General features: G+C 46.4%; 23 protein-coding genes. 21 read left to right on the top strand and 2 right to left on the bottom strand.

Features of this window, described 5'->3' with window-relative positions:
* Positions 1-34 precede the first annotated feature (34 nt).
* From pyrH to DN92_RS07225, 17 genes are all read left to right on the top strand, one after another.
* Positions 35-745 carry a UMP kinase gene (gene pyrH / locus DN92_RS07305; RefSeq protein ID WP_173960616.1) on the top strand — a complete coding sequence of 237 codons (711 nt, stop codon included), beginning with the start codon at positions 35-37 and terminating at the stop codon, positions 743-745.
* An 11-nt stretch (positions 746-756) separates the two neighbouring features.
* Positions 757-1,317: a ribosome recycling factor gene (gene frr / locus DN92_RS07300; RefSeq protein WP_173960615.1), complete on the top strand. Its 561-nt coding sequence runs from the start codon at positions 757-759 to the stop codon at positions 1,315-1,317.
* A gap of 30 nt (positions 1,318-1,347) precedes the next feature.
* On the top strand, positions 1,348-2,121 hold the full coding sequence (uppS, locus tag DN92_RS07295; protein ID WP_173960614.1) for a polyprenyl diphosphate synthase: 774 nt from the start codon (positions 1,348-1,350) through the stop codon (positions 2,119-2,121).
* Positions 2,122-2,138: 17 nt separating this feature from the next.
* A complete protein-coding gene (locus DN92_RS07290) occupies positions 2,139-2,966 on the top strand; it encodes a phosphatidate cytidylyltransferase (protein WP_173960613.1) in 828 nt (275 codons plus the stop codon).
* On the top strand, positions 2,966-4,156 hold the full coding sequence (gene ispC / locus DN92_RS07285; protein WP_173960612.1) for a 1-deoxy-D-xylulose-5-phosphate reductoisomerase: 1,191 nt from the start codon (positions 2,966-2,968) through the stop codon (positions 4,154-4,156). Before DN92_RS07290 ends, ispC begins: the two co-directional genes overlap by 1 nt.
* 12 nt (positions 4,157-4,168) lie before the next feature.
* Positions 4,169-5,302: a M50 family metallopeptidase gene (locus tag DN92_RS07280; protein ID WP_173960611.1), complete on the top strand. Its 1,134-nt coding sequence runs from the start codon at positions 4,169-4,171 to the stop codon at positions 5,300-5,302.
* The gene (gene bamA / locus DN92_RS07275) at positions 5,299-7,647 is read left to right on the top strand and encodes an outer membrane protein assembly factor BamA (protein WP_173960610.1); all 2,349 of its coding nucleotides are present in this window, start codon (positions 5,299-5,301) and stop codon (positions 7,645-7,647) included. The genes DN92_RS07280 and bamA overlap by 4 nt, the downstream gene beginning before the upstream one ends.
* Before the next feature lie 17 nt (positions 7,648-7,664).
* Complete coding sequence (locus DN92_RS07270) at positions 7,665-8,192, top strand: OmpH/Skp family outer membrane protein (protein WP_173960609.1); 528 nt, start codon at positions 7,665-7,667, stop codon at positions 8,190-8,192.
* Between the two features lie 5 nt (positions 8,193-8,197).
* Entirely contained in the window at positions 8,198-9,253 is a 1,056-nt protein-coding gene (lpxD, locus tag DN92_RS07265) for a UDP-3-O-(3-hydroxymyristoyl)glucosamine N-acyltransferase (RefSeq protein ID WP_173960608.1), read from the top strand.
* A gap of 46 nt (positions 9,254-9,299) precedes the next feature.
* Entirely contained in the window at positions 9,300-9,749 is a 450-nt protein-coding gene (gene fabZ, locus DN92_RS07260) for a 3-hydroxyacyl-ACP dehydratase FabZ (protein WP_173960607.1), read from the top strand.
* Entirely contained in the window at positions 9,749-10,546 is a 798-nt protein-coding gene (gene lpxA / locus DN92_RS07255; protein ID WP_173960606.1) for an acyl-ACP--UDP-N-acetylglucosamine O-acyltransferase, read from the top strand. Before fabZ ends, lpxA begins: the two co-directional genes overlap by 1 nt.
* 10 nt (positions 10,547-10,556) lie before the next feature.
* Entirely contained in the window at positions 10,557-11,759 is a 1,203-nt protein-coding gene (gene lpxB, locus DN92_RS07250; protein WP_173960605.1) for a lipid-A-disaccharide synthase, read from the top strand.
* Complete coding sequence (rnhB, locus tag DN92_RS07245) at positions 11,756-12,349, top strand: ribonuclease HII (RefSeq protein ID WP_173960604.1); 594 nt, start codon at positions 11,756-11,758, stop codon at positions 12,347-12,349. Before lpxB ends, rnhB begins: the two co-directional genes overlap by 4 nt.
* 8 nt (positions 12,350-12,357) lie before the next feature.
* A complete protein-coding gene (locus tag DN92_RS07240) occupies positions 12,358-13,182 on the top strand; it encodes a TrmH family RNA methyltransferase (RefSeq protein ID WP_173960603.1) in 825 nt (274 codons plus the stop codon).
* 142 nt (positions 13,183-13,324) lie between these two features.
* A complete protein-coding gene (locus tag DN92_RS07235; RefSeq protein ID WP_173960602.1) occupies positions 13,325-13,918 on the top strand; it encodes a hypothetical protein in 594 nt (197 codons plus the stop codon).
* Positions 13,919-14,234: 316 nt separating this feature from the next.
* Complete coding sequence (locus DN92_RS07230; protein ID WP_173960601.1) at positions 14,235-16,286, top strand: beta strand repeat-containing protein; 2,052 nt, start codon at positions 14,235-14,237, stop codon at positions 16,284-16,286.
* 180 nt (positions 16,287-16,466) lie between these two features.
* Positions 16,467-17,818, top strand: a protein-coding gene (locus DN92_RS07225; protein WP_437342745.1) for an IS3 family transposase whose coding sequence is annotated in 2 segments (ribosomal slippage) — positions 16,467-16,929 and positions 16,929-17,818 — 1,353 coding nt in all. Because the reading frame shifts where the segments join, the coding sequence is not laid out codon by codon here.
* 470 nt (positions 17,819-18,288) lie between these two features.
* On the opposite strand, the gene ppsR is transcribed toward DN92_RS07225, so the two are convergent.
* Positions 18,289-19,116 (bottom strand): posphoenolpyruvate synthetase regulatory kinase/phosphorylase PpsR, encoded by an 828-nt coding sequence (gene ppsR, locus DN92_RS07220; protein ID WP_173960600.1) that lies wholly within the window; start codon positions 19,114-19,116, stop codon positions 18,289-18,291.
* A gap of 106 nt (positions 19,117-19,222) precedes the next feature.
* Here ppsR and ppsA point away from each other — a divergent pair, with 106 nt between their 5' ends.
* Together ppsA and DN92_RS07210 are read left to right on the top strand one after the other, a co-directional pair.
* Positions 19,223-21,625, top strand: a complete 2,403-nt coding sequence (ppsA, locus tag DN92_RS07215) for a phosphoenolpyruvate synthase (RefSeq protein ID WP_173960599.1) — start codon at positions 19,223-19,225, stop codon at positions 21,623-21,625.
* Positions 21,626-21,837: 212 nt separating this feature from the next.
* Entirely contained in the window at positions 21,838-23,946 is a 2,109-nt protein-coding gene (locus DN92_RS07210) for a carboxypeptidase-like regulatory domain-containing protein (RefSeq protein ID WP_173960598.1), read from the top strand.
* 173 nt (positions 23,947-24,119) lie between these two features.
* Here DN92_RS07210 and smpB read toward each other — a convergent pair whose 3' ends face one another.
* Entirely contained in the window at positions 24,120-24,572 is a 453-nt protein-coding gene (smpB, locus tag DN92_RS07205) for an SsrA-binding protein SmpB (protein WP_173960597.1), read from the bottom strand.
* 26 nt (positions 24,573-24,598) lie between these two features.
* Here smpB and DN92_RS07200 point away from each other — a divergent pair, with 26 nt between their 5' ends.
* Both DN92_RS07200 and DN92_RS07195 read left to right on the top strand, forming a co-directional pair.
* The gene (locus DN92_RS07200) at positions 24,599-25,033 is read left to right on the top strand and encodes a type II toxin-antitoxin system RatA family toxin (RefSeq protein WP_173960596.1); all 435 of its coding nucleotides are present in this window, start codon (positions 24,599-24,601) and stop codon (positions 25,031-25,033) included.
* Between the two features lie 4 nt (positions 25,034-25,037).
* Positions 25,038-25,382, top strand: a complete 345-nt coding sequence (locus DN92_RS07195) for an RnfH family protein (RefSeq protein ID WP_173960595.1) — start codon at positions 25,038-25,040, stop codon at positions 25,380-25,382.
* Positions 25,383-25,388: the final 6 nt, after the last annotated feature.

Here is a 25,388-nt window from a genome sequence, read left to right as displayed (position 1 = left end):
GCAAATTGCTCAGCTAATTACGGAAAATAAAACGATGCCAGCCTACAAGCGTGTTCTCTTAAAACTCTCTGGTGAAGCCCTGATGGGGGATGATGCTTTTGGCATCAATCCAGTCACTATTGATTCCATGGTGACGGAAATTGCCGAGGTAGTGAGCAGCGGTGTTCAGTTGGCGATTGTGATTGGCGGTGGCAATATTTTCCGCGGTGTAGCAGGTGGTGCGGCCGGTATGGATCGCGCAACTGCCGATTACATGGGAATGCTCGCCACCATGATGAATTCTCTGGCGCTGCAAGATGCATTACGTCAAAAAGGCGTTGAGGCCCGTGTTCAGTCTGCATTAAGAATGGATCAAGTTGTTGAGCCTTACATTCGTCCTCGAGCGATTCGTGCTTTGGGTGAGGGTAAGGTAGTGATCTTTGCTGCTGGCACAGGCAACCCTTTCTTTACAACCGATACGGCTGCCGCTTTGCGTGGTGCGGAGATGGGCGTGGAGATTATGCTGAAGGCCACCAAGGTGGATGGCATTTATAGCGCTGACCCTATGAAAGACCCAACAGCTACTTTGTACAAAACCATTACATTTGATGAGGCCATCATCAAAAACTTACAGGTCATGGATGCCACTGCATTTGCGTTGTGCCGTGACCGCAAATTACCCATTAAAGTGTTTTCGATTCTCAAGCCAGGCGCTCTGATGCGTGTGGTTCAGGGCGAATCTGAAGGCACTTTAGTACACGTTTAATAGGAGGCTTGATGTCCGCAACAGAAATTAAAACTACTACCGATCAAAAGATGCAGAAGTCTCTTGAGGCTTTGAAGGCCAATTTAGCGAAGATTCGCTCTGGTCGTGCTAATCCTGGAATTTTGGAGCATATCCAGGTGGACTACTACGGCAATCCAACACCGCTAAGCCAAGTGGCTAGCTTAGGTCTGGCCGATGCTAGAACCATTAACGTTCAGCCGTTTGAAAAGACGATGGTTGGCGCAATCGAGAAGGCCATTCGGGATTCTGATTTAGGCCTCAATCCCGCATCGCAAGGTACAGTTATTCGCGTACCAATGCCCGCCTTAACTGAAGAGCGTCGTCGCGATTTGACGAAGGTCGTCAGAAACGAAGGTGAAGATACGAAGATTGCCGTGCGTAATTTACGTCGCGATGCGAATGAGCACTTAAAACGCCTCACCAAAGACAAGGAAATTTCTGAGGATGAAGAGCGTCGTGCAACTGATGAGATTCAGAAGATGACCGATCGTGCAGTCGTAGACATCGATAAGATCGTGACAGAAAAAGAAAAAGAGATCATGACGGTTTAGTCGTCAGATTCTTTTTATTTATCGCCATCAATGACTCAGCACGCTAGCTCTACCTTAGCCGTTCCAGAGGTAAGCGCGATACCGCGCCATGTCGCCATCATCATGGATGGCAACGGACGCTGGGCCAGCAAGCGTTTCATGCCGCGAGTAGCGGGCCACTCTGAAGGGTTGGGTGCTGTCCGAAAGATTGTGCAAGAGTGTCGTCGTCTTGGTGTGGAGTACCTCACCGTATTTGCGTTTAGTTCTGAGAACTGGCGCCGCCCACCAGAAGAGGTGGGTTTTTTAATGAAATTATTTTTGAAGTCATTAAAAAGTGAAGTCTCTCGTCTTGCTGAAAACGACATCTCCCTTCGCCTCATCGGCGACTTGAGTCGCTTTGACTCTACAATTCAGGAGATGGTGCAATTCTCCGAAGAAAAGACTGCTGGCTGTAAGAGTCTGACTTTTACTATCGCCGCTAACTATGGTGGACGCTGGGATATTTTGCAGGCGATGAGCCGATGTTTGGCCGCTAATCCTGGCTTAAAGCCAGAGCAAGTTTCCGAGGAATTACTTCAGCCCCATTTGTCGATGGCCTATGCACCTGAGCCTGATCTTTTTATTCGCACTGGTGGTGAGCAGCGGGTCAGTAACTTCTTGCTGTGGCAACTGGCGTATACCGAGCTGTATTTCACTGATACGCTCTGGCCTGACTTTGACGAGGCAGAGCTTCATAAAGCGTTTGCTTGGTTTAGTCAGCGTGAGCGCCGTTTTGGACGTACTAGCGCCCAGCTGGCATCTGAGTCCATGAGTGACGCAGTCTAAATTCTCCTGATCCCCCCATGCTAAAAACCCGAATCATTACTGCCACCATTCTGATGGCAGTTCTATTGCCCATCTTATTTTTATTGCCTCCGTTTTATCTGGGCGCTTTCTTTCTCGTTGCACTAGTAGCTGCCTCTTGGGAATGGAGTCGCATGATCGCCCCAGAAGCCAAGAAAGCGGCTTGGCTTTACGCCGTTTTTTGCTTGACGATTATTTTATTTTTATTGGGTATGCAAGCAATCTCTTGGCAATTCTCATTGCTGATTATTGCGGTTTTATTTTGGTTCTTCGTAGCGCCATTCATTTTGGCGAAGGGGATGAATCTTTCTTTCCAAAAATTGAAATCTTTTTACGGCATCCTGGGCTTGATCGTTCTTCCAGCAACGTGGTTCGCATTAGTCTTCTTGCGCGAGCTAGGTTTAGTCTTTTTATTAAGCAGTATGGCCCTAGTCTGGATTGCCGATATCGGCGCCTATTTTGTTGGCAAGGCGTTTGGTAAACATAAACTTGCTGTACAAATTAGCCCAGGAAAATCGATTGAAGGCGCGGTAGGGGGCCTAGCACTTTGCTACCTATATACATTTTTGTGTGTAGTGTATTTACCGCTTGGCGATACATTATTTGGTGCGTGGGCTATTCGCTTTGGCTGGGTGCCCATGTTTTTGATGGTGACGGTATTAGTAGCATTTAGCGTCTTCGGTGATTTGTTTGAGTCTCAGTTCAAGCGCTTGGCTGGCGTCAAAGACAGTAGCCATTTATTGCCAGGGCACGGCGGGGTTTTGGATCGTGTTGACGCGCTCATTCCGACCATGCCCATAGCAGCATTACTTGCTGGATTGATTTAATGTCGGTAAGACAAGTTGCCATCTTAGGTTCTACGGGATCGATTGGTGTAAACACCCTCGATGTGATTCGTGCATATCCAGATCGTTTCAAAGTGGTAGCGCTGACCGCTGCAAAACAGATTGAGCGTTTAGCTGAACAATGCATCGAGTTCAAGCCTGCTATTGCCGTAGTATCTGACGCCGATGGCGCAGCTCAATTAAGTCGTCTCCTGCAAGATAAACCGATTTCTACTCAAGTGCTTTATGGGCCCGAAGCTTTGGTAAGCGCTGTGACCGAATCTGGGTGCGATACAGTAATGGCTGCCATTGTAGGGGCGGCAGGTCTCGTTCCAACCCTTGCGGCAGCAAAGGCGGGTAAGCGTGTATTGCTGGCCAATAAAGAAGCCTTAGTTATGTCGGGCAATTTATTTATGCAGGCCATGAAGCTTGGGGGTGGTGAGCTCTTACCGATCGATAGTGAACACAATGCTATTTTTCAATGTTTACCAGCCCAATTTACTAAGACGCCATCACACCATTTGGGGGTTGAGGAACTTTGGCTAACTGCTTCTGGTGGGCCGTTCAGAGATCGGTCAATTTCAGATTTGGCGGACATCACTCCTGAGCAGGCCTGCGCACATCCCAACTGGGTGATGGGTAGAAAGATTTCGGTTGATTCCGCAACGATGATGAACAAAGGCCTTGAAGTGATCGAGGCATTTTGGTTATTTGGATTGCCGCTAGAAAAAATCAAGGTCTTGATTCATCCGCAGAGCGTAGTTCACTCGATGGTGCGCTACCGAGATGGTTCTGTACTGGCGCAAATGGGTCAGCCTGATATGCGTACGCCTATTGCTTATGGATTAGCATGGCCCGAGCGAATTGATGCTGGAGTAGCTCAATTAAACCTAACGCAGTTATCCGGCTTAAGTTTCTCGGAGCCCAATTTCTCTCAATTTCCTTGTTTGAGCTTGGCTTTCGCAGCTGCAAAAGCAGGGGGTACTGCACCTGCTGTCTTAAATGCCGCTAATGAAATCGCTGTCGCAGCTTTTTTGGATGCAGGCTTGCCTTACCTGAAGATTGCAGAGGTAGTGGAGGGCACTCTAAGTGCATTGCCTTCAGCTTCTGCAGATTCGCTAGAGATGATTCTTGGTGCAGACGCTAGAGCGCGACAGATCGCCCGCGACTTCATTCTTGATATCAAACGATAGATTGCTATATTTGTGCAAACTTTAATTACCCTTGCTGCATTTTTAGTCACCCTCGGCGTGTTGGTGAGTTTTCATGAGTATGGCCATTTTTTGTCGGCACGCTTGTGCGGTGTGAAAGTCCTGCGCTTTGCCTTGGGGTTTGGAAAACCGATATTTACTTACCGAGCTAATAATGGGACTGAGTGGGTTATTGCTTCCATTCCACTAGGGGGCTACGTCAAATTATTGGATGGGCGCGATAGTCAGCAATCGATTAGCCCTGCAGAGCGCCCAGAATCCTTTGATGTAAAGCCACTCTGGCAGCGCTCCTTAATCGTCGCAGCAGGACCGTTTGCTAATTTCTTATTCGCTGTTATTTTGTTTTCGGTAATTTATGTGTCTGGTGTACCCCAGTTACCTGCTCGGCTCCAAGCACCCCCTGAGCAATCTGTAGCAGCAAAACTGGGAGTCGTAGCAGGTGACCAGGTGATTGGCTGGCAATCTCTATCCACTGATCGCAGCGGCGCTCCGATGTTGGGAGCATTTGATCCCGTTCCCAGTTGGAATGCTTTACGTTGGCTCCTATTGGATGCCATTACCGGTGAGCAGGGTTTTGCTCTCGAGCTTCAAGATACTTCCGGTAGCCGCCACATTAAATCCTTTAAACAGGCTGATTTACCGCAAATTGCACCAGAATCCGACCCATTTCAGGCTTTAGGGCTAATTCCGCAAGTCAGCGCACCCTCCGACTGGCAAGAGCTCAAACTAGGCCCTATTGACGCTCTTAGTTTTGCAAGTGAGCGGGTGTTCTTAATCACCAAGGTTTCCGTACGGCTAATGCTCGGTTTATTTACCGGAAAGGCCAGCTTAAAACAGCTTGGTGGACCTTTAAGTATTGCGGATATGGCGGGAAAGTCTGCCCAGGTGGGTTGGCAACCATTTGTCGCCTTTTTAGCGCTTATGAGTATCAGTATCGGACTCTTGAATTTAGTGCCTTTGCCAATGCTAGATGGGGGTCAGCTCCTGTATGATGCATGGGAGTTGGTTACAGGAAAGCGAATTTCTTTATCCGCGCAGGAATTGCTCCAAAAAGTGGGGTTTTTGCTACTGATATCCCTTTCCTTGCTAGCCTTGTTTAATGATTTGCAACGCTACTTTTCACCTTGAATTTTTTGATCCCTTCATTTCGCTCTGTACCCCGATTTCTTATCCAGGTCGCCCTGATTGTTGCTACCAGCTTCAGTGTTCATGCGCAAACGGCCGAATCCTTTGTTATTAAAGATATTCGTATCGAAGGTTTGCAGCGAGTAGAGCCAGGAACCGTATTTAGTTATTTGCCGGTTCAGGTAGGCGACACTTTTACCCAAGATAAGAGTGCTGAATCAATTAAAGCTTTGTATAGCACTGGCTTTTTCCGAGATGTACAGATCCAGGCGCAAGGTAATGTCTTAATTGTGATTGCGGAAGAGCGTCCAACTATTTCCCGGATTGAATTTACTGGGATGAAAGAGTTTGACCAAGAAGTAGTTCGTAAATCCTTGAGAGCCGTTGGGGTTGCCGAAGCCCGTTTTTACGACAAAGCCCTGATCGACAAGGCCGAGCAAGAGCTCAAGCGCCAATATGTCAGTAAAGGCATGTACGCAGCCGAGGTAGTCGCAACAGTGACTCCGGTGGAGCGAAACCAAGTGGCTATTTATTTCAATATCGATGAAGGTCCTGTAGCGAAAATTCAGGAAATAAACTTCATTGGTAATAGTGTCTTTAGCGAAAGCACTCTTAAAAGTGAGATGCAGCTTAAGACTGGTGGATGGCTATCTTGGTATAGCAAAGACAATCTATATTCTAAGCAAAAGCTGACTGCTGACTTAGAGAACATTCGCTCTTACTATCTCAACCGTGGTTACCTCGAGTTTGTGATTGAATCTACTCAGGTTTCCATCACCCCGGATAAAAAAGGAATTTTCCTCACAGTTAGTATTAGTGAGGGTAATAAGTTCACCGTTAAGAATGTGCGTTTAGCTGGTGATTTACTGGGCAAAGAGGCTGAACTGATTCAATTGGTGAAGCTCAAGGCGGGTGATACATTCTCGTCCGCGAAGTTAACTGAGAGCACCAAAGCCATTGCAGAAATTCTGGGATCTTATGGTTATGCTTTTGCAACCATTAACCCGCAGCCAGATATTCGCCGCGATCTGAGTGAGGTAGATTTAACACTCGTTATTGATCCGGGTCGCCGCGTCTATGTGCGTCAAGTGAATGTCACTGGCAATGCCAAGACCCGCGACATGGTGATTCGTCGCGAGATGCGTCAATTTGAAAGCTCTTGGTTCGATAGCGAAAAGATCGATTTATCCAAAAAACGCTTAGGCCGTTTGGGTTACTTTACTGAGACCGATGTGTCAACACAGGACGTTCCAGGATCCCCTGACCAGGTTGACGTGAACGTAAAGGTGAGTGAGAAGCCAACGGGCGCGATTACTATTGGCGCTGGTTTTTCATCTACTGAAAAGTTAATCTTGTCTGCCGGTATTAATCAGGAGAATGCTTTTGGTACTGGTACAGCGGTTGGCTTGAATTTCTCTCTCGGTAAGATCAACCAAAGCTTGGCTTTATCCAATTACGATCCCTACTTCACTGAGGACGGAATCAGTCGCTTCACTGATCTGTACTACCGCTCATCTAAGCCGCTGTACTACACCGGTGACCCTGATTATCAAATTAAGTCGGTTGGTTCTAACATCAAGTTTGGTGTTCCTTATACCGAGGTCGATAGGGTCTTCTTTGGTACTGGTTTTGAGGTTTTCCAGATCCAGTCTAGCGTGAATACACCTACTCCGTACCTAAATTACATGCAGGACTACGGCATTGCCGCGCCTGGTTATCCGGCGACTCTCAATACTTATAACGTCCCCATTACAGTAGGTTGGTCACGTGATGGTCGAGATAGCACTTTGGTTCCATCGACAGGATCCTTGCAACAACTCAGTGCTGAAGTGGGAACTCCGGTTGGTAACATGATGTTCTACCGATTGTTTGGTCAATATCAGAAGTATCACTCTTTCTCGAAGGGTAACATTCTGTCCTACAACGGCGAAGTGGGTTATGGCGAAGCTTACGGAAAGTATCCTTTCCCGATTACTAAAAACTACTATGTTGGCGGTATCGGATCGGTCCGTGGTTATGCGCCTGGATCGCTTGGTCCGACCTACGTTAACACTATTACCGGCCTAAATCAGCCCACAGGTGGACAGTCAAAAATCGTCAACAATGTGGAATATACCGTTCCCGTTCCAGGATCGGGTGTAGATAAAACCCTGCGTGTCTTCGGCTTCGTGGATGGCGGTAATGTGTACAACGAAAATATCAATCTTGTCTTGCGATATTCTTATGGCTTAGGTTTATCATGGATATCACCTTTGGGGCCGCTCAAATTCAGTTACGGTATTCCGATCAAATCGTTACCAACGGATAATATCCAGCGTTTGCAGTTCCAAGTAGGTACCGCGTTTTAATTGTTAAGGAAAGTGTTATGAAGCTCAATCAGTCTTCAAAATGGATTCAATACAGCTTAATTGCTGTCATATACGCAATTACATTACCGCAAGTATTTGCTCAAGATGCGGGTACTCGAGTGGCTGCCGTTAACGTTGAAAAAGTATTCAACGAGTCAAATATGGCAAAAGCAAGCCAGACTAAATTGCAGAATGAATTCATGAAGCGCCAGAATGAAATTCGTGACAGCGCTCAAAAAATTCAGTCTGCTGCTGAAAAATTAGATCGTGACTCTGCGGTAATGTCCGAGGCAGACCGTGTTCGTCGTCAACGTGAATTGGCTGACCAAGATCGTGATCTGCAACGTAAACAACGCGAATATACCGAAGAACTCAATCAGAGAAATTTTGAAGAGCGCGCCAAAATTGCTGAGAAAGCCAATCAAGCTCTCAAGCAAATTGCTGAGCAAAGAAAAATTGATGTCATTATTCAAGATCCAGCCTATGCAAATCCTAAGGTTGATGTGACTGATGATGTCATCAAGGCCTTGAATAGTCTCAAGTAAGTTTTATGCCGACCGCCATCGAGCTGGCCGAACAGTTTCAAGTTAGCTTGGTGGGGGATGGCACTCTTTCGCTGATGGGTTTGGCTCCTCTTGAGCGAGCCCAAGCGAGCCAAATCTCCTTTCTTTCCAACCCACTCTATCGCCAGCAGGCTAGCGATAGTGTTGCTGGCGGATTAATTGTTAGCCAAGCAGACCTGGATTTTCTGCAGTCAAATCCTGGTGTTCACTCTGGGCAACGGGTTTACTTTGTTGCCAAAAATCCCTATGCAACTTTTGCCAGAATAGCCCAGCACTTTGCAAAGACATCAGAGCCTATTTATCCACCGGGTGTGCATCCCAGTGCTGCAATAGATTCTTCTGTAATCATTCCTGCATCCTGTCATATTGGACCATTTGTACAAATTGGTCCTGGCGCAAAATTGGGTGAGCGTGTCATATTGCTAGGCAATACATCTGTTGCAAGCAATTCCAGTATTGGTAGTGATACTTTGATTTATCCCAATGTGTCTCTCTATTCAGACACGACTATTGGTGAGCGTTGCATTATTCATAGCGGGGCAGTGATCGGTGCCGATGGGTTTGGTTTTGCTCCTGACTTTTCTGCTACGGGTGGCGAGTGGGTCAAGATCCCGCAAACGGGTGCTGTTGTAATTGGCGATGATGTAGAAATTGGTGCATCCACCACCATTGATCGTGGGGCCATGAGTAATACCATCATTGGCAATGGAACTAAGATTGATAACCAAGTGCAAATTGCACATAACGTAGTGGTTGGCAATTGCTGTGTTATTGCCGGTTGTGCTGCCATCTCAGGTAGCACCAAAATTGGAAATTTTTGCATTATTGGCGGCGCAGCCAATTTTGCTGGGCATCTGACGATTGCTGATAGAACAACCGTATCTGGTAATACCTCGATTATTCGCTCTATCACCGAACCAGGGCAACATTACACCGGTGTATACCCATCAATGCTCCATAGTGCTTGGGAGAAAAATGCGGCTATTCTGCGAGGTCTCGATAAAATACGTCAACGCTTGCGGCTATTAGATCAGTCTAAATAGCTTTGTCATTACAAAAAACTAGTCACTTTATTCAGTAGGTATACACATGAGCAAACCCATCGCGATCGACATCAACCAAATTTTGAAGTTGTTGCCGCACCGTTATCCATTTTTATTGGTTGATCGCGTGTTGGAGCTTGAGCCACGCCAAAGTATTACAGCCCTCAAGAACGTCACCATGAATGAACCTTTTTTTCAGGGGCACTTTCCGGATTTTCCGGTAATGCCAGGCGTTTTAATTATTGAAGCACTTGCCCAAACTGCAGCCTTGCTGACGTTCTCTGAAGAGCGTGCTGAGGATGCTGTGTACTACTTTGCAGGTATCGATGGTGCTCGTTTTAAAAAGCCGGTATTACCTGGTGATCAGCTCATCATGACTGCTAAGCTAGAGCGTGAACGGGCTGGTATCTATAAATTTCAAGTACAAGCTACGGTGGATGGCGAGCTCGCTGCGGAAGCCAACATTACCTGCGCCGTTCGTACGAAAGGTGCGTAATGACTCGGATTCATGTATCTGCTGTAGTTGATAGCAAAGCTGAAATCGCCAGTGATGTGGAGATCGGTCCTTACTCTGTTATTGGACCCAATGTCAAAATCGGCGCTGGCAGCAAAATAGGTTCCCACACGGTGATTGAGGGTTACACCACGATTGGCAAGGAGAACACCTTCGCCCACTTTGCAGCTATTGGCGGCGCTCCGCAGGATATGAAATACCGTGGCGAACCTACCCAGCTCGTTATTGGGGATCGCAATACGATTCGTGAGTTCACCACCATTCATACGGGGACCTCCCAAGATGAAGGTATCACCCGTATTGGTAATGACAACTGGATCATGGCTTATGTTCATATTGCGCATGATTGTCAGATTGGCAATAACACCATTTTTTCAAGTAATGCGCAAATTGCGGGTCACGTGCAAGTGAGTGATTGGGCAATTATGGGCGGCATGTCTGGTGTGCATCAATTTGTTCGTATCGGCCAGCATGCGATGCTCGGTGGCGCTTCTGCATTAGTGCAGGATATTCCGCCGTTTGTGATTGCTGCTGGCGACAAAGCTTCTCCGCATGGTATCAATGTAGAGGGTCTGAAGCGTCGTGGTTTTTCGAGCGAGACAATTTCTGCATTACGTCAGGCTTACAAGGTTCTCTACAAAGATGGCTTGAGCTTTGAAGAAGCTAAGGTAGAAATTCAGAAGATGGCGCTGGCTAGTGCTGCCGATGCCGCTACTGCAGAAAAACTGACCGAGTTCCACGACTTCATTGCTGCCTCTACACGCGGCATTGTCCGATAAAGCAGGCCTAGTGTCTAAACTTGCTTGTGTTGCTGGAGAGCCTTCGGGTGATTTACTGGCTGCGCCAGTACTGAGTGCTCTCAAGCAGATACCAGATACCTCTAATTTGGAGGTCTACGGCATTGGTGGCCCACGCATGCAGGCGGAGGGTCTGCGTTCCGATTGGCCTATGGAAACGCTCAGTGTTCGCGGTTACGTTGAAGCAATCAAACAACTGCCCGCCATCCTCAAGCTTCGTAAGGGGTTGATTGCTAATCTGCTGGGTGATGATCGGCCCGATGTCTATCTGGGTATTGATGCACCTGATTTCAATCTCGGAGTTGAATTGGCTTTACGTAAAGCTGGCATTCCGACTCTGCATTTTGTGTCTCCTTCTATTTGGGCCTGGAGAGCAGGGCGCATTACTAAGATCAAGCAAGCTGTAGAAAGAATGCTCTGTATTTTTCCATTTGAAACTGAGATTTATGAGCGGGCTGGTATCAGTGCAACGTATGTTGGGCATCCCTTAGCGAGTGAAATTCCACTGGAGCCTAATCCCACTACTGCCAAACAGCGAATCGAGACAATACTTAATCTTCCTGGTAATGCGCTGGATGGAACTGTTGTCGCAGTATTGCCTGGTAGTCGCGGCTCTGAGATCGAACTGATCGCCCCCATCTTTTTTGAAACCATTGCCGAGCTTGTGAGCCGTTTGCCGGGACAGTTAATTCATTTTGTCATCCCGGTGGCAACCCCACGTTTGCGTATACCGCTGGAGGGTTTGCTTGAAGCCGCCCTAGAGAAAAATCCTGACCTGCATATTTATCTCATTGATGGCGAAGCAGATGCAGTGCTTGAAGCTGCTGATGTAGTGTTAATTGCCAGTGGCACCGCTACTTTACAAGCAGCGCTCTGGAAAAAGCCGATGGTGATTTCATATAAGGTGCCTTGGTTGACCGCCCAGATTATGAAGCGCCAAGGATATCTGCCTTATGTAGGGCTTCCTAATATTTTATGCGGAGAGTTCGTTGTCCCAGAGCTTCTACAGGACGATGCTACTCCGAGTAAGTTGGCAGATGCCTTATTGGCCTGGTTGAACAACCCCAATAAAGTGCATCAACTCAATACCCGCTTTGCTCAAATGCATGAGACTTTGCGTAGACCAACAGGTCTGTTAGTTGCTCAAGCGGTAGCACAAACGATTGCCGCGACTAAAAAACGGACTAACGTGTGAGCGTCATTTGGGTTTGCGGTGTTGACGAAGCAGGGCGTGGTCCATTGGCAGGGGCAGTTGTTGCTGGTGCAGTTGTCCTCGATCCTGAGAATCCTATTGCTGGTTTAAAAGATTCCAAAAAGTTATCCGCTGCAAGACGCGAGTTTTTATTTGGGGAGATCCAGCTAAAGGCAAAGGCGTGGGGCATTGGAGAGGCTAGTCCAATAGAGATCGACCAGATCAACATTCTGCAGGCAACTATGCTGGCTATGCGCCGGGCTATTGAGGATCTGACTACGCGTTTGGGTGGCTGGCCTGATAAGGCATTAATTGATGGTAATCGCTGTCCAGAACTTCCTATATCCGCTGAGGCTATCGTCAAAGGTGATGCCAAAGAGCCGGCTATTTCAGCAGCATCCATCTTGGCAAAGGTTACACGCGATCATCAAATGATAGCCCTGCATGATCTCCATCCGCAATATGGGTTTGCGCAACATATGGGTTATCCAACGGAGGCACATTTTGCCGCCTTAAAGAAATTTGGCGCCTGTGATCAACACCGCCGGAGCTTTTCGCCCGTTCGCAATGTGCTGGCCCTGCATAGTCGATAATCCAGACTATGAAAATTGAATTTATTACCTCAAAAGACAATGCTTTATTTAAAGAGATTCGTCAGTTGCAGGCTACAGGCCCTAAGGGCCAAAAGGCCAGATTTGCCTGTGGGCAAGCTTTGCTTGAGGGCATTCATTTAGTGCAAACTTGGGTTGGTGATCCAGCCCTCCAGTTTCTGATTACCTCCGAGATCGGCTTACAAAATCCAGAGATTGCCCAAGCTGTATATGACCATGTAGAGATTTGCCCGGAGACTCGTGTCTATCAGTTAGATAAAGGCTTATGGGATTTGCTATCTGATTTAGTCAACGCTCCGCATATTGCTGGACTTCTGAATTTACCTCAATCTGCTTTAGCACCTCAACAGTCTGTCGCTACTCTTGATGGTGATGTGGTTATTTTGGATCGTATACAAGATGCAGGTAATGTCGGCACTATTTTGCGTACTGCCGCTGCTGCTGGCTTTACTCAAGTTGTTGCACTTACCGGTTGTGCACACTTATGGTCTAGCAAGGTGTTGCGGGCCGGCATGGGCGCACACCGCTTACTCGATCTTTACGAAGGTTGGTCTACCCAACAAGTCCTTAGTGCAGTGACTGCGCCTTTACTTGCCGCTATCGCTGATGGGGAATTAGAGCTCTTCAATATGCGTAAGGAGTTGATTCATCCGGTAGCTTGGGTGATGGGTAGCGAGGGTCACGGCGTTTCTACAGATCTTATGGCCCAGGCAAAAAGCGTTTCGATTCCAATTGATCCACGCGTAGAGTCACTCAATGTTTCTACTGCAGCAGCAGTGTGTTTATTTGAAACTCTGCGGGTCAGACGTGCTTAGTGAGCGCTGATTTATCGAGCTAGTCTTGTTGTGGGAACACATTCACAGTCTCAGAAAGTTTCTTGTAGCTTTGGAATGGGAATGCATACTCACTTTTAAATGCTTCTAGATTTTTAGATTTAATTATTAACCACTAAAAATAATGATCACGATTATAAAAAATAAAACCCTAAAGACTCTTGCGCTTTGCTGCGCCTTAGGAGTAAATTTTGCATTGTCGGGATGTGGTGCAGGGGATAGCGTACAGGCTCAATCCAATCCATCAACGCTTGCAACAAAAGATTTATCTGCTTTTGTGAATACTTTCTGGTATGTGCCTCAAGCTTATACCTTGGCGTACTCTTACAGCTCTTCGACTAATCCAAAAACTACTGCAGTAAGTGATCAAACAATCTGGCACTTTACTTCTGCCAATGGAGGCTATCTTTTAGGGTGCTCTTTTACAAGTACAAATAATGGTGCTTCATGGACCTCAGCCACCATTGTTGGATCAGTGACTGCGAACAATACAGTTTCTTTAGGCTTTTTTGGCGGTCTTGTCACTGTTGGATCTGGGATATTGACAAGCTCTAGTGGTCAACCTGCTTTTTTAATGCAAATGTCATCTGGTATTGCCTCTACTGGATTAACTCACTGGGCCTATATGTTGCCAATCACTTCTTCTGATCCATCTTGGTCAAGTCTTCCAGCAACAAATAACGTCAGCGTACCGACGGCAACCGCATCTGGATGCTAGATCGCTAGCTTCCTTTATCTTCAGATGACTGCTTTGCATCCCTCGCTCCTAGATAGCGAATAACTCCTATCGATCAATTGGGTGGGGTAAGTTGTGCCATCTGAAGTTTTTGGAGTCAAGACTCAAGTCTTGCTGGGCCAGCTAGAAATGAAAAATACTAACCTTTAGAGTGGTATTTTTTGGACCCTCCTTTAACTGACGCTGATGTATTGGAGGTTTGATGAAGCCTATTGCAGGCTATTCATTTTGTTAGGTAAATTTTGCGTGTTATCTATTTTTCAAGTATAAAATGATTTAATTACATAAGGCACTAACCATGAATTTCAAATCACCTCTATCTTTTCGCCATATATCTATTGCATTAATATCTGCCCTATCCTTAGTTTTAGTGGCTTGTGGTGGAGGTAGTAGTAGCAATAGCGCCGTTAATACCCCACCAACTACCTATTATGTAGTTAGCACACTAAGCGATTCAGGCACCGGCTCTCTTAGGGCGGCCATCTCTTCTGTAAATAGCGCTCCATCGTCGCAGTATTCAGGAATCACTTTCTCCGTTAATGGTGTGATTACATTGGCAAGTAGTTTGCCAGCGATCACCAATAAAGTGCTTATTGATGGCACTACTGCACCTGGCTACACCGCTGGAAATACGACTACGGCACCACTTGTTGCGGTGAATTTTGCGAATGTGGGAACAGGTTTTAATTTCAATAGTGGCTCGGCTGGTTCTGGTATCTATGCACTATCTATTTATGGATCCACCTCAAACGGAGTTACCTTAAATGATGGCAGCAATAGCTTATTAAGTAACTACATTGGACTGAATTTGAATGGCGCTGCTGCCGGTAATGCAGGAAATGGAATTTATATTTCATCTACCTCTATTAATAATGTGATTGGTTCAAATCCTAAGAGTATTTCCGGTCTTTATTCCAATGTGATCTCAGGTAATACACAGAATGGCATTCAGATTTATGGTGGTGCAGGCAATAGGATTCAGGCCAATGCTATCGGGACTAATCCAGCTGGAACGGCGGCTATCGGCAATCAAAAGAATGGCATCTGGGTTACCTATTACGCTACTGAAAATACCATCGGCGGGACCGCTTATTACAATGCTGCCACTGGACAAACCAATAATCCTACTGGCAATAAAGGTACAGTTCCCATTGTTTCAATTGCGCCTCCATTAGGCAATCTGATTTCTGGTAACACTCAGAATGGGGTTCTGATTGACTCTTATGCCGAGTTAACCGTTCTCAGTGGCAACTTTATTGGTACAAACAATGTCGGAACTTCAGCGATAGGTAATGGTATTGATGGTGTAAATATTACCAATGCAAACAACAACCAACTCATTGGTTGTACATTTCAAGACAATCCATTTATTTATTACAACGTGTTGAGCGGCAATGGTAGGCATGGATTGTATGTGTACAACTCAAATGCTATTTTGGTGCAGGCTAATTTCTTCGGCGCTGGTGCAAATAATGCATCCATGGTTCCCAATGCAGTAGATGGAATTCATGTTAGTGGAACATCTGCGGGTGTCCAAGTTGGTGGCGTTATACCTTTAGGCAACGTATCGGCGGGCAATGGAAGGGATGGTATTCGAGTGGCAGGTACTGCTAGCGGCTTTACCACCTTTAATACCTTTGGCGGTCTTTACGCCTTTCAAGGAGCGGCGCCTAATCAGGGTAATGGTATTACTATTGACTCCACGGGCTTAAATAACCTCATTCGTACAAATGTGATGTCTGGCAATGTGGGCCATGGTATTGAGCTTACAGCGAATGCAACAGGTGTGACTGTAGATCCTAACGTAGTTGGTTTAAATACCGAAGGCACTGGGGTTCTAACCAATCCACCAGTAACCGGTTTCGGAAACGGCGGTAGCGGTATTAAAGTTAGTGGCAACAATAACAATATTGGAGGCTATAACGGCTCGGTGATTCCACAAAATACTTTCTCTGGAAATGCGCGTTACGGTATTGAAATTGCTTCTGGTGCTACTGGAAATTACGTTTTCAATGCCTCAGTCGGCCTTGCAACTACTCTTGTAAAAGGTACTGGCTTCGGAAATGGTTTAGGTGGAATATTGATTGCCGGTACTGGTAACTTTGTAGGACCAACACCCTCTACAGTGACCACTTCTAGCACAGTAACAGCTTATATCAGTGCAAATACTGGCAACGGAATCACATTAACTGGCATTAATAATACGGTTACTGGCAATTACTTTGGTTATGCAGCTCCATCCACTCTTACATCTCCAGTGCCCAATCAAGCATGCAATACTGGTGTTTCAATATTTGGTTCTGCGGGCAATTCAGTTAGTGCCAATAACACAGGAACTTGCGCTCCTTAAAAGCTTTATGCAAACTTTCCAAAAGAGATCCTGATCATGAGGGTGATCCCGCACCAGTAGCGCTCTCAGAAGTATATTTTTCTTAAAAAACTTACTAAAGTTAATGAATTCTCCAAAGCCACCTTTGTGAACTGACCCCCAAAAGTTGGACGTTATGTCCAACCAAGGGGGTTTTGTTTTATGAGCAAGTACAGCAAGCAGTTCAAGCTAAAGGTAGTTAAAGAGTTTCTAAAGTCAGGTGGTCTTAAGCGGGTAAGTCACTTATTTGAGATTAGTCACTCAGATGTCCGCAAATGGGCTTTAGCCTATCAAGCACGTGGCCATAGTGGTCTTAATCCTAGCTACCAACGCCACTCCCCGCAGTTCAAAGTACAGGTTCTAGAGTACATGGCACAGTATCAGATATCAGCTAGGCCAGCTGCTGCCCACTTTGGGATTGGTAGTATGACCACCATTTTGCAATGGCAAAAACTCTACAATGAAGGCGGTATTACAGCCCTTGCCAATCGACAGAGAGGACAACCGCCGATGTCCCAATTTAATATCAAAGCATTACTCAAAAAGCCTATCTCGGAGCTCACGCCGGCAGAGTTGCGAAGACGTTTGGGGTATGCCGAAGCACAGGCTGCCTACCTAAAAAAGTTAGAAGCCTTAGCTCAGAGCAAAGCAGTAAAAGAGAACAAGCCCAAGTAATTACTGAGCTAAGGCCGCATTACCGTTTACCAGACTTACTACTCATCGCCAAGATGGCTAAAAGCGTTTACTACTACTGGCGGGCAGCCAGTAGTAAAGCTGATCCTTATCAGGGGGCTAAAGAGCATATCACCCAGATCTTTAATGCCCATCGGGGTCGCTATGGCTATCGGCGGGTACATTTAGAGCTGCGTAATCAACAGCAATACCTAAACCACAAGACCGTGCAAAAGCTGATGGGCCAACTAGGACTGAAGTCCCTTGTGAGGCCCAAGCGCTATCAGTCTTATAAGGGGTCTGTGGGTAAGGCAGCCCCTAACTTGTTAGAGCGCAACTTTATAGCTAAAGCACCCAATCAAAAGTGGGTGACTGATGTGACTGAGTTCAATATCAAGGGCGAGCGAGTTTATCTCTCACCCATCCTGGATCTATATAACCAAGAGATCATCTCCTATGAGATTGCTGATCGACCACAGATTAGCTCAGTAATGCAGATGCTAAAGAGCGCCTTCAAACGACTCAAGAATGAAGACAGGCCAGTATTGCACTCAGACCAGGGCTGGCAATACCAAATGGGGCTGTATCAACAGGCCCTACACCAGCAAGGCATTACTCAAAGCATGTCTAGAAAAGGTAACTGCTTAGATAACGCAGTGATGGAAAACTGGTTCGGGATTATGAAAACAGAGTTCTTCTATCGGAGAAGGTTTGAAAGTATCGAATCATTTAAAACAGAACTTAAAGAATATATCCATTACTACAACCATGATCGAATCAAACAAAAACTAAAGGGATTAAGCCCGGTGAAATACCGAACTCAATCCCTCGTGCTAACCTAACTAAACTGTCCAACTACTGGGGGTCAGTTCATTCGGGTGGCTTTTCTTTGGCTACAAATAGCTTCTTGGTTCCTTAGTAGTCGCCCAGGACCAGCAGATACTTCTAAGAAATCAGGCCGCTTTCCCTGGCTCTACAGCGACTACTGCCGATACTGTCTATCAAAATAATTTATTGGGTGTTTATAGGCCCGGCGCTCAAACTCTTAATGGATATGTTGCGACTATCCCAACAAGTCTTTATTGATCTAGTTGTAGTCTTTGGTTTTTGACCTCAGGATAAGCCACTCTTCGGAGTGGCTTTTTTATACTGCTGTTGGTTCCTGGAGTACTTAAATTGATGACCTAGCGGATGAAGAATTGCTAGCGTGAAGGGCCGCGCTACAAAAACTGCTCTTTGTCGGGAAGCAGCTTTCACTAGGCTTTACCGCATGTTTGTTAAAGATCGAAACTAGTTATTACAAAGTACCTCTCTAGCCCAGAATTGTTTTATCCGACTTAATGGACTGCAACACCGTGGTGGCAATCTCTTCAATCGATTTACTAGTGGTGACTACCCAAGGAATGGATTCTTTTTTCATCATGGCAGTAGCTTCATTAATCTCATAACGGCAGTTTTCTAGCTTGGCATAGTTGCTGCCAGGGCGTCGCTCATTGCGGATTTCTGACAGGCGCTCGGCATCAATCATCAGGCCAAAAATCTTACTACGGTAGGGGATTAAATCTTTTGGCAATTGACCGCGCTCAAAATCCTCCGGAATGAGAGGGTAGTTAGCTGCCTTCATTCCGTACTGCATAGCAAGGTAGAGACTGGTTGGTGTTTTACCGACTCGAGAGATGCCTACCAGAATGACATCAGCCTCAGCTAGATTTTTATTGGATTGACCATCATCATGGGCCAATGAGTAGTTAATAGCCTCAATACGGTTTTTATAAGCCTCGGTATCTGCATTGTGATGAAGACGGTTCATCGCATGGGTGGATTTAACCCCGAGAGCCTGTTCCAATGGCGCCACAAAAGTCTGGAACATGTCCAAAATGAGGCCATTGGCTTTACCGACAATGGTATTCACTTCAGGATTTACCAGCGTGGTGAAAACGATGGGTGGAACCTCATATTTAGAAGCAGCCTGATTTATGCTAGAAACCGCATCATGGGCTTTTTCAGGGCTATCTACAAAAGGGACCCGAATATGCTTAAAAGTGGCCTCAAATTGAGCCAAAATCGACTGGCTGAAGTTCTCGGCAGTAATGCCAGTGCCATCAGAAACGATAAAAACAATGCGGGTTTGGGTACTCATGAGGGTGGCCTAACAGTCTGGGTCAGCACTACAATAGATGGTTAATAAAGTATGCCGTATTGTATTCGGCCGCTCGACCAGTTTCCTTATCTTTAGAGAGTATTTTATGTCCAACCCACAGCAAAAAAGTAATGATGTAGTAAATGCTTATGTTTTGCCTTTTGAGCAACTCCGTATGACTGACGTAGAGTCGGTCGGCGGTAAAAATGCTTCCTTAGGTGAAATGATTTCTCAGTTGTCCTCCACGGGTGTGCGAGTCCCCACTGGATTTGCCACTACCTCTTTGGCTTTTCGTGATTTCTTAGAGCACAACAATTTGACTGAGCGCATTCAGAAGCGTTTAGAAAATCTCAATATTGATGATGTTCGCGCTCTCGCTGAAGCTGGTAAAGAGATTCGTGGCTGGATTGAAGCGGCACCATTTCAGGCGCGGCTTGACGAAGAAATTCGCATTGCCTTCAAGAAGCTAGACGACTCCGGTAAGGGCTCATTTGCGGTACGCTCTTCTGCTACAGCAGAAGACTTGCCTGACGCTTCTTTTGCCGGCCAGCAAGAAACTTTCTTGAATGTTGAAGGCATTGATGATGTTCTGAAGAAGATTCGTGAAGTGTTTGCATCTTTGTATAACGATCGTGCGATTTCTTATCGTGTTCACAAGGGCTTTGCTCATGCTGAGGTGGCCTTGTCTGCCGGTATTCAGCGTATGGTGCGTTCTGACCTTGGCGCAGCCGGTGTGATGTTCACTTTAGATACTGAGTCAGGTTTTGAGGATGTCGTATTTATCACCTCAAGCTATGGCTTGGGCGAGACCGTAGTGCAGGGCGCTGTCAACCCTGACGAGTTCTATGTCTTCAAAACTACTTTAGCTTTAGACAAGAAGGCGATTATTCGTCGATCTTTAGGCTCTAAGTTAATCCAGATGCAATTTGCCCCAGCAGGTTCTGCTGAGAAGGTAATGACTGTGGATGTTGCCCCAGAAAAGCGTAATCGTTTTTCTTTGGAAGATGCGGACATTACAGAGTTGGCAAAATACGCTGTCATTATCGAGAAGCACTACGGTCGTCCAATGGATATCGAGTGGGGTAAAGATGGACAAGATGGCCATATCTATATTTTGCAAGCTCGTCCAGAGACGGTAAAGAGTCAGGCTGCAGGCCAAGTCGAGATGCGCTACAAGTTAAAAGGTAGCTCAAAAGTATTGGCTAAGGGTCGTGCGATTGGTCAAAAGATTGGTGCAGGTCCAGTTCGCATTATTCGTGATCCCAGTGAGATGGACCGTGTTCAGCCAGGTGACGTATTAGTTGCTGATATGACAGATCCCAACTGGGAACCAGTGATGAAGCGCGCTTCTGCGATCGTGACGAATCGTGGTGGCCGTACATGTCATGCAGCAATCATTGCGCGTGAGTTGGGTGTGCCTGCGGTAGTAGGCTGTGGCGATGCTACTGAGCATTTGCAGGACGGCATGATGGTGACTGTCTCTTGTGCAGAGGGCGATGAAGGCCATATTTATGATGGTTTGATCGAGACTGAAGTGACTGAAGTTTCTCGCGGTGTATTGCCAGAGATTCCAGTGAAGATCACCATGAATATTGGTAATCCCCAGTTGGCTTTTGATTTCTGCCAAATCCCCAATGCTGGTGTTGGCTTAGCTCGTCTCGAGTTCATTATTAATAACTACATCGGCGTGCACCCACGTGCAGTATTGGAATATCCCAATATTGATCCCGATCTCAAGCGTGCAGTAGAGAGCGTTGCGCGTGGCTATGCAAGTCCGCGTCAGTTCTATGAAGATAAATTGGTTGAGGGTGTTGCAACTATTGCTGCTGCCTTCTATCCAAAACCCGTGATCGTCCGTTTATCTGACTTCAAGTCAAATGAATATAAGAAGCTCATTGGTGGTTCACGCTATGAACCTGATGAAGAAAATCCAATGCTGGGTTTCCGTGGCGCATCCCGTTACGTATCAGCAGATTTCGGCGAAGCCTTTGCCTTAGAGTGCGCGGCAATGAAGCGTGTTCGTGAGGATATGGGTCTAGATAACGTCGAGATCATGGTGCCGTTTGTACGCACTATTAAGCAGGCAGAGCGCGTGATCGACATGATGGCAAATCTCGGCCTTAAGCGTGGCGTTAATGGCTTGCGTTTGATCATGATGTGCGAGATCCCATCGAATGCTATTTTGGCTGACCAATTCCTCGAGCATTTTGATGGATTCTCAATCGGCTCAAACGATATGACTCAATTAACCCTCGGTCTAGATCGCGACTCCGGTATGGAATTGTTGGCAATCGATTTTGATGAACGTGACCCAGCGGTGGAGTTCATGATTGCCCGTTCAATTGAGGCATGTCTTAAGCAAAATAAATACGTTGGTATTTGTGGTCAAGGCCCTTCAGATCATCCAGACTTCGCGCGTTGGTTGGTTGCCAAGGGAATTACTTCGATCTCCCTCAATCCAGATAGCGTAGTGGCTACTTGGGAAATGTTGGGTAAGAAAGAGGCTTAATACATTCTGACGGATGCACCCCTGGTAGCAATTAGTTTCTAGCTCTGGGGGTGGTCAGCTAATTAGGTGGATTTTTATCAGCCTTATCTAACTATTGCGCTGAATATTGGGGTTATCACCAATAGGGTCAACCCATTTCAAACTATTAGTACTAAATTATATTATCGTTATAGATATCTAATCTATATTGATGATGTGCTAATAGGGTCACCATGAAATCTATTTATTCCATTGGCATTTGTTTTAAAGCGACTACTCTTCTAGTATTGAGCATGGCCCTGATTTCTTGCGGCGGAGGTGGTGGTTCTTCAAGCTCCACAACTTCCTCAAATAGTAGTTTGTCAGGTACTGCGGCAACTGGAGCCCCCTTAGCTGGAGCAACCATTACTGTGTTTGATGCGAGTGGCGCTACCGTAGGTACCACCACTGCTGACTCAAATGGGGTTTATACGCTGCCTGTAGATACCGCAAAATACAAGGCGCCATTTACCGTTCAGGCCCAGGGCACTGTTGGTGAAGGCTCTACAACTATTTATTCTCTAGCGCCAACCGCTGGCACTGCAAACGTTAACCAAGTGACTAATGCGATCGCAGCTTCATTGAGTTCTTCTGGAGATCCTGCTGCATTAACATCAGGCACCACAAAGACAGCTGCAGATGTTAGTTCTGCTGATGCCGCTTTCTCGGCAGCTTTAGCTAATCTTGCAGATGCATTGGGCGTAACAGGCTCTTTTGTTAGTGGCACCTTTAATGCTGCATATGACAAATTACTAGACAACGTCACAATCGACGCTCGCTCTAATGGTGGAATCACAATTACTACTTCTGCGGGTATGCAGGGCGGCAGTAATGATTTGGTTGCGGGTGCTAATGCCACTGCTGCATACACCTCTTCTGCAATCAATTCGGGAGCCCTACCAAACGCTAGCAACGCCTCTAATTTGCCAGCATTTTCTGCAGCGAATATGTTGGCTATCTCCGATTTGGAATCACTCCGTAGCAAGTTACAAACTTGCTTTGCACTTTCTGCCTCTGCCCGCGGTACTGTAGCTTCCCCGGCAAGCGCATGCCAGGGATTTGATCCTCAAGGAACTTCGGATAGTTATTTGCATGATGGCTACTATTGGCGAGATGCTACTTCTAGCTGTTCTGCCAATAGTGTGGGCGTTTTTTGTCAGGGTTTATTTGGATACATGTTGACCCAAAGCACTTACGATAATTTAAAGTTCTTAAAACCCCAGATTATTCGCCCCTTAGATAGCACAGGCACACTTTGGGTGGTTAAATTCCCGATACAGTTTGCTGCTGATAATTCTTTGGCTGCCTTTGGTGAAGCCCATGGTAGCTCTTATATGGTTGTTAAAAAATATCCTGCCCTAGCTAGTGGTGGCGATGAAGGATGGCGTTTTTATGGCAATCAGAGAGAGGTGAACTCTTTCATAGAGGCTAACGTACAGAGAATTCAGAATGTCTTTACTGGCGGTGTACGTTACGAGACAGGCCTGAATATTTACGTTAATGCCAATGCACTAAGAACTCGTGGCTATAGTGCTAATGTCTATCCAACTAAAGTAGTTGTAAGTGATGCGAGCACTGTAAATCCTGTCTTGCCTTCCGCAGGTATTACTTTGTATAACAAAGGAAATCTTTCCAATGGGCAATGGCAGAGTGCGTGTTCTGGGTTTATGTCGATCTCTCAATCGGTATCACCTGCCGGATGTAATGCAGTACTTCGGCTTGCTTATGGCATGACAGGATCTTATGGCGTCAGCTCATCAAGCGATTCCTATTTGGCATTTTGGCCTGGAACGGTTGGAGCGGCTTCGATTAATGGCGTGCCGGGCTTTTTATCGGACGCCCAAATTAATGCCATCAAGCCTGGCCAACCATTTAGGTTTGTAATCACGCTGAGCGATAACAGCACTATCACCTACGTCAATCGCGTGCACTTTACCCCGCAAAACACGCAAGACGCACTCACTGCTAGTTATCCAATGTTCACTACTTCAAGCATTGACTCAATGAAAACCTATGTTGGTACTGGAGGTTCATTTGCTGTGAGTTGGCTACCCATTGCTACATCTCGTCCATACAGCTCTTCAATTTATTGGCAAAACGGCACCTATGTGAGAACTGCTTCATTAACCCAAACGGAGATTAGTGCAAATGCTGTCAATGTGCCATGCGTCGGCACTGGAGCGAATGCATGTGCTAATAGTGCCAATTGGGGAGGTAGTTCGCAATCCGCGCGAGGACTTGCGCAAATTCGGTCACGAGATGGCAGGGGCTTCCAATACTTCTCGCAAATAAGACAGTATTGAAGATGTTTTATTGAGGCTTGCATGATCTAGTGGGTCAGCCACATCATCTAGGTCATTTGCATTCTGGGGGGCGGGGTTTTTACCTTACCCCTACAGGAAACTGTTTCTTTGGACCGACATATAAATGGCCTCCCTTGCTGCAGGCAAAGGGGCGCACTGATCATTTTGTTGCTTTACGCGTTGAGATCGCCTCTAGCAATACGTCCTTTTTGGACCTCCCACTCACGCTCTTTGGTTGCTGCGCGCTTATCGTGCTGTTTCTTGCCTCGGGCTAGACCGATTTCGCATTTCACATTCCCTTTGGAGAAATGCAAATTCAGGGGTACTAAGGTGCAGCCCTTTTGCTCAACTTTGCCAATGAGTTTTTTAATCTCAATGGCATTGAGTAAAAGTTTGCGAGTGCGAGTGCTGTCGGGGACGATGTGGGTAGAGGCGGATAGTAAGGGGGTAATGTGGCAGCCGATCAGGAATAGCTCCGCCTGGCGGATGACGACATACGCTTCTTTGACGTGCACTCGACCAGCGCGGATGGCTTTTACCTCCCAGCCTTCCAGAACCAGTCCTGCCTCGAACCGTTCCTCGATAAAATAATCGAAGAAGGCTTTTTTGTTATCGACGATACTCATATTTATTTAGCTTCTCAAGATCGATTATGGCAGACGTCTACAAGACCGTTTTAATTGGCAAATCAGCCGACCGCATGTTCGGCTTAGTAACTGACGTTGCGCGCTACCCAGAATTCTTGCCCTGGTGCGGCGGGGTGGAAATTTTTGAGCAAACCGAGACTGTTTTGGATGCCAAAATTAATATCCACTTTAAGGGCATTAATCAGTACTTTCGGACTCGAAACATCAATCACCGCCCAGAAACCATTGATATGGTCTTTGTGGATGGCCCTTTTAAGCATTTTTCGGGTCAATGGAACTTTACTCCGCTTAAGGAAGATGCTTGCAAAATCGAGTTTAAGCTCCATTGGGAGTTCAAAAGCGTGATTTTGGATAAGATCATTGGGCCAGTGTTTGGTCATATTGCCGGTACTTTTGTGGATTGCTTTGTGAAGCGAGCTGAAGACCTGGATGGGCAGTAGACCCATGGCTAGCCTGAACCTGCTGATCTGCGATGCTAGGGCAGGGGAGCCTCAACTAACCCCATTTAGACTGGACTTCAGTCCAGATGAGAGTGCTACGGTTGGATTAGCGCTTCAAAAAGCTGGTATTGCAACAAGCTCTGAAGACCCAGTAATTGCTAGAAAAGGCTGTTTTGGGGTCTTTGGTAAACGTAAAGACTGGGATAGTCCTATTTATGATGGCGATCGTCTAGAGCTCTACTCACCACTGTTAGTGGACCCCAAGGCGGTACGGCGCAAGAAGGCCAACCAGAATCAAGATGCCAAATTCCAGGCTGCTGCAGCTAAAAGAAAGGCCAGGAGGCTATAATCGTCT

The sequence above is a fragment of the Polynucleobacter arcticus genome (assembly GCF_013307205.1).
GTDB classification, from domain to species: Bacteria; Pseudomonadota; Gammaproteobacteria; order Burkholderiales; family Burkholderiaceae; genus Polynucleobacter; species Polynucleobacter arcticus.
Note: the sequence above shows the minus strand (reverse complement) of the source record. Positions and strands in the feature narration are given on the sequence as shown.